The 12,302-nt window shown below is 39.3% G+C and carries 10 protein-coding genes and 1 tRNA gene; 5 read left to right on the top strand and 6 right to left on the bottom strand.

The window, feature by feature from the left end; genetic code table 11:
- Positions 1–66: 66 nt before the first annotated feature.
- Entirely contained in the window at positions 67–1,116 is a 1,050-nt protein-coding gene (gene thiL, locus KXD93_RS25120; RefSeq protein WP_258140231.1) for a thiamine-phosphate kinase, read from the bottom strand.
- A gap of 299 nt (positions 1,117–1,415) precedes the next feature.
- Between thiL and KXD93_RS25125 the strand changes: the two genes are divergently transcribed.
- A complete protein-coding gene (locus tag KXD93_RS25125) occupies positions 1,416–2,870 on the top strand; it encodes a DNA/RNA non-specific endonuclease (RefSeq protein WP_258140233.1) in 1,455 nt (484 codons plus the stop codon).
- 311 nt (positions 2,871–3,181) lie between these two features.
- Here the strand turns inward: KXD93_RS25125 and nadA are convergent, their stop codons facing one another.
- Positions 3,182–4,174 carry a quinolinate synthase NadA gene (gene nadA / locus KXD93_RS25130; protein WP_258140235.1) on the bottom strand — a complete coding sequence of 331 codons (993 nt, stop codon included), beginning with the start codon at positions 4,172–4,174 and terminating at the stop codon, positions 3,182–3,184.
- Between the two features lie 408 nt (positions 4,175–4,582).
- Here nadA and nadB point away from each other — a divergent pair, with 408 nt between their 5' ends.
- From nadB to KXD93_RS25145, 3 genes are all read left to right on the top strand, one after another.
- Positions 4,583–6,175: an L-aspartate oxidase gene (gene nadB, locus KXD93_RS25135; protein ID WP_258140237.1), complete on the top strand. Its 1,593-nt coding sequence runs from the start codon at positions 4,583–4,585 to the stop codon at positions 6,173–6,175.
- Between the two features lie 100 nt (positions 6,176–6,275).
- A complete protein-coding gene (locus KXD93_RS25140; RefSeq protein WP_258140239.1) occupies positions 6,276–6,776 on the top strand; it encodes a hypothetical protein in 501 nt (166 codons plus the stop codon).
- Between the two features lie 36 nt (positions 6,777–6,812).
- Positions 6,813–7,367 carry a hypothetical protein gene (locus KXD93_RS25145; RefSeq protein WP_258140241.1) on the top strand — a complete coding sequence of 185 codons (555 nt, stop codon included), beginning with the start codon at positions 6,813–6,815 and terminating at the stop codon, positions 7,365–7,367.
- Here KXD93_RS25145 and KXD93_RS25150 read toward each other — a convergent pair.
- A tRNA-Gly gene (locus tag KXD93_RS25150) sits at positions 7,367–7,439 on the bottom strand. The two genes, KXD93_RS25145 and KXD93_RS25150, sit on opposite strands and share 1 nt — an antisense overlap.
- 172 nt (positions 7,440–7,611) lie before the next feature.
- Here KXD93_RS25150 and KXD93_RS25155 point away from each other — a divergent pair.
- Complete coding sequence (locus tag KXD93_RS25155; protein WP_258140242.1) at positions 7,612–8,124, top strand: gamma carbonic anhydrase family protein; 513 nt, start codon at positions 7,612–7,614, stop codon at positions 8,122–8,124.
- Here the strand turns inward: KXD93_RS25155 and KXD93_RS25160 are convergent.
- The 3 genes from KXD93_RS25160 to KXD93_RS25170 form a co-directional block, all read right to left on the bottom strand.
- Positions 8,114–9,751: an Ig-like domain-containing protein gene (locus tag KXD93_RS25160; RefSeq protein WP_258140244.1), complete on the bottom strand. Its 1,638-nt coding sequence runs from the start codon at positions 9,749–9,751 to the stop codon at positions 8,114–8,116. The two genes, KXD93_RS25155 and KXD93_RS25160, sit on opposite strands and share 11 nt — an antisense overlap.
- Positions 9,752–9,868: 117 nt before the next feature.
- Positions 9,869–11,731 (bottom strand): tRNA uridine-5-carboxymethylaminomethyl(34) synthesis enzyme MnmG, encoded by a 1,863-nt coding sequence (mnmG, locus tag KXD93_RS25165; protein WP_258140246.1) that lies wholly within the window; start codon positions 11,729–11,731, stop codon positions 9,869–9,871.
- 315 nt (positions 11,732–12,046) lie between these two features.
- Positions 12,047–12,301 (bottom strand): CBU_0592 family membrane protein, encoded by a 255-nt coding sequence (locus KXD93_RS25170; protein WP_258140247.1) that lies wholly within the window; start codon positions 12,299–12,301, stop codon positions 12,047–12,049.
- Position 12,302 lies beyond the last annotated feature (1 nt).

Here is a 12,302-nt window from a genome sequence, read left to right on the forward strand (position 1 = left end):
ATAGGTAGACCCTATGGGTCATTGCTTTTGTCTTAAATTAAAGAGACTTAAACAATGATGGTACTATCAGTGGGCCGGGGGACTAAACGCATTCCATCCCTGCGCTGTTAATGCATGTACCGCACCGGCCTTTGTAACCAGGTTACAGCCTGCTGATGGCTCGGTGATGTAGCCAATGATGGTGATATCCATTTTAAACTTGATCTTGTCGTAGTCGGCTTGTTTAACGGTGAAGAGGAGTTCATAGTCCTCGCCGCCGCTTAATGCACAAACTGTTGGGTCCAGGTTAAACTCGCGGGCGGTATCAAATGTCATTGGGTCAAGCGGGATCTTTTCCTCGTATAAATTACAGCCCTTATTGCTTTGCTTGCAAATGTGTAAAAGCTCAGAAGCCAGGCCGTCTGATATGTCGATCATTGCAGTTGGTTTTACTTCAATTTCCTGTAGCAGGTCGATGATATCCTTACGGGCTTCGGGTTTTAGCTGGCGTTCGACGATGTAATCCTTTCCTTCCAGGTCGGGTTGGATATTTGGGTTTTCGAGATATATTAGTTTTTCGCGCTCCAGCAACTGTAGCCCGGTATAGGCACCGCCCAGGTCGCCGGATACGCAGATCAGATCACCCTCTTCGGCGCCATTACGGTATACCACATCCTTTTCATCGGCATAACCTATTGATGTTATACTGATCACGAGTCCTTGTTTTGACGATGAGGTATCGCCGCCAACAATGTCGACGCCGTACTTATCGCACGCAAGGTAAATTCCATCATACAATTCCTCAACGGCTTCCAGCGGAAATTTACTGCTGATACCGATAGAAACCGTAACCTGTGACGCTGTTCCGTTCATGGCATAAATATCGCTCAGGTTTACCTGTATGGCCTTATAACCCAAATGCTTCAATGGCGTATATGCCAAATCGAAGTGAATCCCCTCCAGCAGTAAATCGGTTGAAATGAGCGTTTTTTTTCCGGCGAAATCAAGCACAGCGGCATCGTCGCCAACACCTTTTGTGGTGCTTTTTTGGGTTAATTTTATATTTTTTGTCAGGTAATCTATCAACCCAAACTCACCTAACGCTTCAATATTTGTTCTTTCCTTGTTATCAAACATATCTTTTTTATGATTACACCGATGTTTTAGATTTAAAAATCCGCAATCTGTCAACATTATTATCCGCCGTAGGCGAAAAATTTTTGGCTTTTCAGTATAAGCCTGCAAAAATACGAAAGCTAAACGCAATTATCAGGATTACTGTAAAAACACCGTTACGCACCGTCTAAAACTATAAGATTATCAATTAGTTATAAAAACGTAAATTAACTATTTGGTCGTTTTTAATTTATACCATATAAATATTAACATTAGATTAATGTTCACTATGGATATTTGTAGTATAAATTACAAAAACTATGAAATTTAGAAAATTACTTATTGTTTGCGCCAGTATAATGCTTGTTATAGCCAGTTGTAAGAAGGATAATAAACTTCCCGGAGGAGGCAGTACAGGCAAAGGGGACACAACTGTTACCACAAAGCCAACGCCATATACCATTACAGAGACTTTTGAAAGCGGGAAAAAACCAGGTTACGCCGCTGCCGATGTCACCCTTAGCACCGGGTCGTGGAATTTTAACGATGCCCTGATTGGCAACTTGGCTGGTGACGTAAAGGATGGTAACTGGGCTGTTCGCCTGCGCACCGGCGATATCGCCATGAACTTTGATATCAACGGCTTAACCCAGATCAGCATAAAACATGCTAAATATGGTTCGGACGCGAGTTCAGTTTGGCAGTTAAAAATGTCGACAGACGGTGGCGCAACTTATACTCAAGTTGGTGCTGATATCAACGAAACCAATACAACCCTGGTTACCGATTCATTTAAGGTAAGCACCACAGCAAAGGTTCGGTTCGAGATTGTAAAAACAGGCACAACCCGCATCAACATTGATGACATTACCTTTAAAGGTACTGGAGATCCGGGTTTAACTGTTGGTCCGCCGGATACAACCGGCGGAGTGGATACCACAGGTACCGGCACATCTTCTAAAACCCGTGGTGTTACTGTAGGCCCGGATGCACCACCCGCAAGCGGCGACAACAGCGATCTTTTATTCGGCAATCCATCAGGCGCAGTAAATTCCGTAGCCATGATGGATAACTACCTGATAGACCAAGGTTATTACACGGAATCATACAACAGTACCAAGGCTGAACCGAACTGGGTAAGCTGGCACCTGGATGCAAGTAACATCACCAACGTAAGCGACCGCCTAAATAATTTCGCTGGATTCAGTGGTTTGCCATCCGGCTGGTATACGGTACAAAGCAATAGCTACAATTACAGCACCTATGGATTCGACAGGGGGCATAACTGCCCTTCAGCCGATCGTACCAGCTCAGTAAATGCCAACTCAGCTACGTTTTTAATGACGAATATGATCCCGCAGGCACCTCAAAACAACCAACAAACCTGGGGTAATTTAGAGAACTATTTACGTGAACAGGTAGTTGCAGGCAACGAAGTTTATATTATTATGGGCAGCTACGGCACAGGCGGTACAGGTGTAAATGGGCCATTCAGCAGCATAACCGCGCCGGACAACGGCCATGTAAACGTACCAAGTAATGTTTGGAAAGTTGCAGTGATCATACCGGTTGGCGACGGCGATGTTAATAGGGTAACCGCATCAACCAGGGTTATCGCGGTGAATACACCAAACATCAACAGTATAAATTCTGATTGGAAGCAGTATATCGTAACTGTAAAGGATATTGAAACCGCAACTGGTTATAGCTTATTAACAGCTTTATCACCAACTGTGCGGGCAAGTTTGGAAGTGAAAAAGGATAGTGGGAATTAAAGCACAGATTTCACTGATTAAGACTAGGGATTTCACCGATTAAAAGTGGATAATTCCTAGAAAATCGCGCAACCTGTCAACATAATATCCGCCGAAGGCGGGAAAATTTTTTTTGAGTTTTTAGGGTTTGGATTAACCTCCCCCTTTTTTATCATCATTGCGAGGAACGAAGCAATCTCTAAACTATACAGATCAGGGACCGGAAATATTTGTGGCGTGCAGTCAGCGGCTGTAAGGTCCAAATCAACATCAAGGTTCGTTGATTGTCCTGTGCAGAGATTGCTTCGTTCCTCGCAATGACGCTGGGGATATTATAACCCCAACCTCGCCGAGATCTCCAGCATTCTTTCAATAGGTTTTACAGCCTTTTCAATAATATGCTGAGGTACCGTTACTTCGGGATATTCATTTTTAAGGCACAAATACAATTTTTCCAATGTATTCCGCTTCATGTGCGGGCAATCATTACAGGCACAGCTGTTATTTGGCGGGGCCGGGATAAATGTTTTCTCCGGGTTTTCCTTTTGCATCTGGTGCAAAATGCCTGCCTCTGTTGCTACTATAAATTCCTTATCAGTATGATTTGATGCATATTTCAGGATGCCTGTTGTTGAGCCGATATAATCAGCCATCTGCAAAATAACATCCTCACATTCGGGGTGGGCAAGCAGCTTGGCTCCCGGGTGTCTTTCTTTTAGTTTGGTGATCTTCTCCCTCGAAAAAATCTCGTGAACCATACAGGCGCCGTTCCATAAAACCAGGTCTCTGCCGGTCTTTTTTGCTACGTAAGCTCCCAGGTTTTTGTCGGGCCCGAAGATGATCTTTTGATCTGCCGGCAGGCTTTCCACAATTCCTATTGCATTGCTCGATGTACAAACAATATCGCTCATTGCCTTCAGCTCGGCCGTACAATTTACATAAGTTATCACCAGGTGATCAGGATATTTTTCCTTAAACTTTTTAAACAAATGCGGCGGACAACTATCTGCTAATGAGCATCCTGCCTTTACGTCGGGTAATAAAACTTTTTTCGTAGGAGATAGAATTTTTGCTGTCTCGGCCATAAAGTGAACCCCTGCGAAAACGATAATATCGGCATCAGTTTTTGCGGCTTGCTGCGATAATCCCAAACTATCGCCAATGTAATCAGCAATATCCTGGATATCGGGTTCCTGGTAATAATGGGCAAGGATAACAGCATTCTTTTCCTTTTTTAATTTTTCTATTTCAGCAAAAAGATCAAGCGACGGGTCTATTTCCTCGTCAACAAAACCTTTCACATTTATTTCTTCGAAGATATCCATTTCAACAATTCAATTAATAATAACTTCTTTTTATATATAAATAAAACTATTGTTATTAAGGTGTTAGTTATGTGTAAAACTCCTTTTAAAAAAGATGGTAAATATTTCTTTTAATAATTTATTAACATTAAATGTGCTTTTTTAAAGGCTTATTCTATTGATTTTTAGATTTCTATAATAAGCTAATTTTACTTTTAAAACATTTTTGTTAATACTTTATTACTTCTTAAAATGTTAGCTTTGGCACTTACAATGCTCATAAGTCAGTTAAAAATTGTTACTATTTGAGCCAAAACGAAAGGTTATCAACCTTTCAATTACTTACTAAGTTTTTGCTTACACAAAATTAACATCTTTTGCTCGGCTTATTAACATCATATACAATTTTACACAAAGTACATATATAACATGACCAGAACTGTTGATTTCCTGGTAGTAGGATCAGGCATTGCCGGATTAAGTTTTGCCCTTAAGGCAGCCAAACATGGTAAGGTTCTGATAGTTACAAAGAGTAACGAAGACGAGTCGAACACTAAATATGCCCAGGGAGGGGTTGCTGTAGTTGTTGATAAAAAGGAAGATTCCTTTGAAAAACACATCGAAGACACCCTAATTGCCGGTGATGGCCTCTGCGATCGCGAAGCTGTTGAAGCAGTAGTTAAAGAGGGACCTGCCCGAATTAATGAAATTATTGATTACGGAACCAACTTTGATAAGACCAAGGAAGGGATTTATGACCTTGCAAAAGAGGGTGGACATTCGGAATTCCGGGTGCTGCATTATAAGGATATTACCGGGTACGAAATTGAAAGATCGTTACTGGAACAGATCCATAACAATCCTAATATTGAAATTTTAACTCATTATTTTGCTGTTGATCTGATCACTCAACACCACCAGGGTGTGTTTGTTGATAAATCTACGGCGGATATCACCTGTTACGGCATTTATGCCTTTAATAACGAAACGCAGATAGTAGAGAAGATCCTTTCAAAAATTACGGTAATGGCATCGGGTGGTGCGGGACATATTTATTCTATCACCACAAACCCTACTATAGCAACAGGAGATGGCATAGCCATGGTTTACCGTGCTAAAGGAAAGGTGCGGAATATGGAGTTTATCCAGTTTCATCCCACGGCTTTATATAACCCTGGTGAATATCCTTCTTTTTTAATTTCAGAGGCTGTTCGCGGTTTTGGCGGTATACTAAAACGTACCAATGGTGAGGAATTTATGCAGGAATATGACGAGCGTAAATCACTTGCGCCAAGGGATATTGTTGCAAGGGCTATAGATGCTGAGATAAAAAAATCAGGGGAGGATTTTGTTTATTTAGATATTCGCCACAGGAATAAAAAAGATATCCTGGCACATTTTCCAAACATTTATGCCAAGTGCCTGGAAATAGGTATAGATATGACAAAGGATATGATTCCTGTTGCGCCGGCCTGTCATTATATGTGTGGAGGTATTATGGTTGATCATGTTGGCCGCTCGTCATTAATGCGCTTATATGCTTGTGGCGAATGCTCATCAACAGGTTTGCATGGAGCTAACAGGTTGGCTTCCAATTCATTATTGGAGGCTTTGGTATTTGCGCATCGAATTTATAAGGATGCAATTAGCCAGGTAGATAATATTGTTGTTCCTGACAATATTCCTGATTGGGATGAAAAGGGTGTACAATTATCAAATGAGGATATCCTGGTTACACACAATGTTCGCGAGATGCAAAAGCTGATGAATGATTATGTGGGAATTGTTAGATCGGATTTCAGGTTAGAAAGAGCAATGCGCCGTTTAGGTTTGCTTTATGAAGAAACAGAGGATTTTTATAAAAAAACCAAGCTATCTGTAAAGCTTTGCGAGTTAAGAAATTTGATCCAGGTATCATTCCTGGTTGTAAAATCGGCTATGATGCGTAAGGAAAGCAGGGGTTTGCACTGGACAACTGATTATCCTAAGCATGCTGATGTCATTGAGGATACGGTATTCTGAACCGGAATTTACTGATTTTTGAGATTAGTAGATGATCACTGGTGCTTGGATAGTATTTAAATGAATTAATAATTGTTGTATTAAATTGCTGATTTTTTAAATGGGTCTGTTTGATTTTTTTAAGAAAGAAAAGAAATTAAATTTTGATATAAATAGTAGTTCACTAACTGAGTTGCTGGACAATGGAATATTGTTCGAAGATAATAGCAAGTTTTTACAGTGGGGAAAGACGATAAAAGATTTATCGAAGGTTGTTGAGGTAAAAGAAAAGCTTTTTGCAGATCGTACCGTGTATCAATGGGGTGAACGTAATATTTTAAAGGGTCTTGCCTTAAACCTAACTACTACCTATTGGAATCATAGAGAAGATAGTGTTGATAAGAGGTTTAATTCAATTAACTTTTCTATATCCGGTGATGAAGCAATTAAGTATTTTGATTTAATAAAAATACATCTTCAAAAGGAGTTAGGCGAAGCGCGAAAAGAGGATAATTCTGGTACGCAAAGAACTTTAGATTGGCTTTTGAATGAAACCAGGTTGCGGCTTTATTTTTTTGAACAACATACCTATAAATTAAATTTTGAAATAACCCGGCTGTAAAATATAATAAGATTGCTGGTTTTTATCTGGTTTACAATGGGCAGAAGTTATTATTATTTTACATTCTCTTTAGTACTTGTACTCTTTATAATAACTGTAAGGATTATTTACCTCGATTTCAGCGAAAATAATTCAATAGCTTTAGATGACATTTTAGCTGTTTTATTATTGATATTTGGTATCAGACTTATTGTAACAGGCTATAGAACAGGAGAATATATTATACTAGCTTTAATATTACTTTCGGTACTTGATTTAATAAAGTGGCATATTAATTTAAATGAGTCTTATTATATAAGCAGATCATATTTTAAAATTAGTGGTTTACGTTTTAATGTCTTCGCTTTCTTGCTCCTGGTATTTTACTGTTTAATAAACAGAGCCGGGTTGAAATATGCCGTCAATTATTTACTTCATGGATCAGCAGAAGAACAGAGAAGTGACAGGGATAAGAAGATAAATTTCTATTACGATAAGTTTAATAACTGCACCCAAAAAGAATTGGAAGACGCTTTCGGGATGTTAAAAGATTATCCAGTTGAAGCACAAATAGCTTTATATAAAATAAAAGAGGAAAAGGAAGCAAAATGAGCGGAAAACGGGATTCGAACCCGCGGCCTTCAGTTTGGGAAACTGATGCTCTACCAGCTGAGCTATTTCCGCTTATACTTTATAAGATTGCACCGATTTTAAAATGATTAAGTGATATTAAATCTGTGTAATCTTTTTATAATCTGTGAAATCAAAACTTAATACATCAAACATAAATAAAATTTGTTATCAAATAAGTAACAATCACTAATTCGCTAACTCACTAATTAAATAATTACCACATATGCCTGTTATACTGCCGGTTAGAAATATAAGCCCCTCATTTGGAAAGGAATGTTATATAGCACCAAATGCTACAATAGTTGGCGATGTGGAAATGGGTGATAATTGTTCTGTTTGGTTTAATGCTGTGATCCGTGGAGATGTACATTATATAAAAATAGGCAACAATACCAATATACAGGACGGAGCCGTGATTCATGCCAGCTACCAATACGCTGCTACCAATATCGGCGATAATGTGTCTGTAGGCCACAATGCCATTGTACACGGCTGCACATTAAAAAATAATGTGTTAATCGGCATGGGCGCTATTGTAATGGATCATGCCATTGTGGAGGAATATGTAATTATTGGCGCAGGATCTGTCGTGCTGGAGAAAACTATCTGCGAGTCAGGATTTTTATATGCAGGTACGCCGGCAAAGAAGATCAAGCCATTAACTCCTGAACAGAAGGAAATGCTTGATCGTTTACCAAATAACTATATTATGTATTCCGGTTGGTTTAAGGAGTAGGTTCCTTAGGTACCGTTATTGGTGTTACCTGTTCCCAATTGGCACGCAGTGTAATTAGGGTATCATCAACCCAAATATTTTCCGGTTGAGTTTTCTGCTTCACGTTTCCGCTATCCCACTTACCATTTTTATTGGCGTCGTAAACTACCCTTACACCATATTTTCCTGTTAGGTAATTTTTGTATACCAGGTTACCAGATTTATGGATCACGTCTCTTCTTAAAAGATCCTTGTTCTCATTTAATAATTCAACCACATAACTTTTTCCTGTATCAGGCAAAGTTATTGCCAGGGTAAGCAAACTGTAGTTTTCAGGTTTATCAATATTGAACTTTTTAAAGAACCTTTTATTTTTATCACCATAAATATCGGTAAAGGCGTTCTCGCCAATATCCACTATGTAATTGTCGTTCTGTTTCCAACGATATTTCACAAAGAAGTTTTTGGGATTAGCCGTGTCCTTTTCTACGGTGAAGTTAGTCACCTCGGCAGAATCTTCCTTTAAAGTAATTTGGCCGGCATCGAAAACGTCAACAGGATAATTATTTCTTATGATCAGGTCTGTACCTGGTTTTAATTTACCATCGCCGGTGATATTAAAGGAGAAGGCCATGTTGCGCTGAAAAGTTTCCTTTAGTCGTTTTCTTTTTGCAATAGTATCTAATGGTTTATTTTTATCATAGAATGCTATCCGCAATGAGTCAAACGCCATGTTACGCATATACAGCATAGCCGTATCCTTAGTTTTGCTGAAGTCGACTATTTTATATTTATCGAAGTCGGGAGGATAAACTATTTTGATTGATGGATCATCCAGGCGTTTATTTAATATAAAGGTCAATTTACCGTCGGTGTCGAAACTGTTTATGATTCTTAGTTTGGCCGGTTCCTGTTTGAATAGTTTTAATTGAATATTAGAGGTGTCTTTTGTAAGATGAATAACTTCCTTATTAAAGGCAATCAACTCGTCATCCTTATTATAAATTTTATCAGGTGTCGTTTCCTTTAGTGCATAAATGCGATAATCATCAGGGTGCAGGTTATTCAATGAAAAATTTCCGGAGCTGTCTGTTGTGGCATAAACTGTCGGCTTCTTTTTACCAAACAAGGTAGAGTCCTGTTTTAGGGTGAAAAGCATAACCGTTACATCCTTTTCCTTTTGCTGAGTTGTTGAATTTATAACGGTGCCCGATACACTAAGTGAATCGATATGCGGACCGGTTGAAAAAACATAAGTGAAATTTTTTAAAACGTTCGACTCATTTACGTCGGCAATTGCTTTACCAAAATTTATAACATAGGTTGTGTTTTTTTCAAGCGAATCCTTTAACGTAATTAAAACGCTTTTACTTTTTATTTTATACTCCGGTAATTTTGCCGGGGTAGGGCTCATGCTGATTTCTGTATAAGTATTATTCAGTTTAAAATATTCATCGAAATCAAGCTGGATAGTTTTGGCTTTAAAATTCCGCGTCATATTTTCAGGAGTAGCCTTCAACAATTTTGGCGGATCATGATCCCGTGGTCCTCCCTGGGGATTTTGACGGTTAGCGCAGCCGGAAATCAGTAAAATGATGCAAAAAGCAGTTAAAATCGATCCAAAAAAAGAGGCTTTTTTATTTAACATTGTTTTTAAACGCTATAAGCGATTTTTTTATTTTGACGATTACGGATATTAAAAATTAAAAATAATTGATTTAAAAAGATATTTTCGCAATATATTAAATATCAATCAGTTACAACGCTATCTGGAGATGTGAACCATTAAAACTGACACATCCGATGGGGTGACCCCCGAAATCCGGGAGGCCTGTCCTAAAGTGCGTGGTTTTATCTTCATTAATTTTTCACGGGCCTCTTTCGACAAGGATACCAGTTGCTGATAATTGAATTCAGGGTTGATCTCCTTGTCCTCCATTTTTTTCATTCGCGCTACCACTTCCAATTCCTTCTCAAAATAACTCTCATATTTAATTTTTATTTCAGCCTGCTCAATAGTTTCTTTATCATAATTTGATAAAAGGGTACTGAGGTTTTCGTCCGCTTTTTGCAGGTCGGTAAAACCAACTTGCGGACGGCTTAATAAATTAAATAATTTGGTATTTTGATTTAGTGCCGATGTGCCTAATTCTTCAAGCAGACTATTTACCGCGCCAGGCTCAATTGATTTTGATTTGGTATAGGCAACAATATCGTCGGAGTTTTTAACCTTGGAGTTTACCTTTTCCAAACGTTCATCACTTATCAAACCAAGTTCATGCGCCATTGGGCTTAACCTGATGTCGGCATTATCCTGGCGTAATAAAAGGCGATGTTCAGCCCTTGAGGTAAACATACGGTAAGGTTCTTCGGTGCCTTTTGTTACCAGGTCATCTATAAGTACCCCGATATATGATTCTGATCTTTTCATGATCAGTTCATGTTTATCATTTATTTTTTGGTGGGCGTTTATCCCTGCAACAAATCCCTGTGATGCTGCTTCCTCGTAACCGGTTGTGCCGTTTATTTGTCCGGCAAAATATAGGTTACTGATCAGTTTTGTTTCCAGGGTAAGGCCTAATTGGGTAGGGGGGAAGTAATCGTATTCAATGGCATAACCCGGCCTGAACATTTTAGCGTTCTCAAATCCGGGGATCTGGATCAATGCTTTGTATTGAATATCCTCAGGTAACGAAGTAGAAAAACCATTTACATAAATCTCAACCGTGTTCCATCCTTCGGGTTCCACGAAGATCTGGTGGCGGTCGCGCTCAGCAAAACGGTTGATCTTATCCTCAATCGATGGACAATATCTTGGACCTAAACCTTTAATTCTGCCAGTAAACATCGGCGATTTTTCAAAACCTTCCTTTAATGTTTCGTGTACATTTTTGTTGGTATAGGTGATCCAGCAGCAGCGTTGCTCCTTTGCCATCTCTACATCGGTGAAAGAAAATCTGCCGCGTTCCTCGTCTCCCCATTGCTCTTCCATCAGGCTGTAATTTAAACTACGGCCATCAACACGGGGTGGGGTACCGGTTTTCATTCTGCCAGATTCAAATCCTAGTTGTACCAATTGCTCGGTCAAGCCGGTAGCTGCCTTCTCAGCAGTCCGGCCACCACCGAAACGTTTTTCTCCGATATGGATCAAGCCATTTAAAAAAGTGCCATTGGTAAGCACTACCGCATCGGCTTCAATCTCTATTCCCAGGGATGTTTTTACACCTGCGATGGTGTTATTTTTTACCAGTAACGAGGTTACGGTATCCTGCCAAAAATCTACATTTGGGATTCTCTCCAGGGCCAAACGCCACTCTTCAGCAAAACGCATCCGGTCGCTTTGTGCTCTTGGGCTCCACATAGCAGGGCCTTTTGAGCGGTTTAACATCCGGAATTGGAGCGATGTTTTATCCGTAATTATACCTGAATAACCACCCATGGCGTCAATCTCCCGCACAATTTGCCCTTTCGCAACACCGCCCATAGCAGGGTTACAACTCATCTGTGCTATCACTCCCATATTCATGGTAACTAATAAAACTGATGAGCCAAGGTTGGCAGCAGCAGCAGCAGCTTCACAGCCGGCATGTCCTGCACCAACAACTATTACATTATATTTCTTAAACATTTCAGTAACCCTTACAGGCCTCTATTTAGTATTTTGAACGTTTGTTCCACGTGGAACATGGTCTTGTTATAGGTAAATTTTATTGTAGAGACGCAATTTATTACATCTCTGTTTTGTTTATTTATACATGTTCCACGTGGAACATGTATAAATGCTATATAATTAATTATCAAGAGACGTAAAATTTTACGTCTCTACAGAGTGTGTATTGTGTTCCACGTGGAACACAATAACTATCCAATATTTCATTTACTCTCTTGTATATTCTCTGTAGAGACGCAATATATTACGTCTCCTATTATTCTTTATGCAAAATTATCTATTATCATCCGTTGTTCCACGTGGAACATTAAATAATGATAGTAATGCTACAAACGCCCAAACAGCTTCTAATACGATGAAAGGATAGAAGCGGATCAGGTAGGAGGATAAGCAACAGATCCCTGCACCAATAAAGTTCATTAAGCTATATATTTTGCTGCTTGCAGGCAGTTTCTTATATAGATTTAACAGGAACGCGATCAATAAAATGATCACGCCAATTGATGCTAATATATCTGAGAACTTCATT

Origin of the sequence: Mucilaginibacter phenanthrenivorans, assembly GCF_024721155.1 — a bacterium.
GTDB lineage: Bacteria > Bacteroidota > Bacteroidia > Sphingobacteriales > Sphingobacteriaceae > Mucilaginibacter > Mucilaginibacter phenanthrenivorans.

Excerpts from the sequence above, each read along its gene's own strand:
- KXD93_RS25125 (WP_258140233.1), top strand. The coding sequence starts at position 1,416 with ATGAAATTTAGAAAATTACTTATTGTTTGCGCCAGTATAATGCTTGTT.
- thiL (WP_258140231.1), bottom strand. The coding sequence starts at position 1,116 with ATGTTTGATAACAAGGAAAGAACAAATATTGAAGCGTTAGGTGAGTTT.
- KXD93_RS25155 (WP_258140242.1), top strand. The coding sequence starts at position 7,612 with ATGCCTGTTATACTGCCGGTTAGAAATATAAGCCCCTCATTTGGAAAG.
- KXD93_RS25145 (WP_258140241.1), top strand. The coding sequence starts at position 6,813 with ATGGGCAGAAGTTATTATTATTTTACATTCTCTTTAGTACTTGTACTC.
- mnmG (WP_258140246.1), bottom strand. The coding sequence starts at position 11,731 with ATGTTTAAGAAATATAATGTAATAGTTGTTGGTGCAGGACATGCCGGC.
- KXD93_RS25160 (WP_258140244.1), bottom strand. The coding sequence starts at position 9,751 with ATGTTAAATAAAAAAGCCTCTTTTTTTGGATCGATTTTAACTGCTTTT.
- nadA (WP_258140235.1), bottom strand. The coding sequence starts at position 4,174 with ATGGATATCTTCGAAGAAATAAATGTGAAAGGTTTTGTTGACGAGGAA.
- nadB (WP_258140237.1), top strand. The coding sequence starts at position 4,583 with ATGACCAGAACTGTTGATTTCCTGGTAGTAGGATCAGGCATTGCCGGA.
- KXD93_RS25170 (WP_258140247.1), bottom strand. The coding sequence starts at position 12,301 with ATGAAGTTCTCAGATATATTAGCATCAATTGGCGTGATCATTTTATTG.
- KXD93_RS25140 (WP_258140239.1), top strand. The coding sequence starts at position 6,276 with ATGGGTCTGTTTGATTTTTTTAAGAAAGAAAAGAAATTAAATTTTGAT.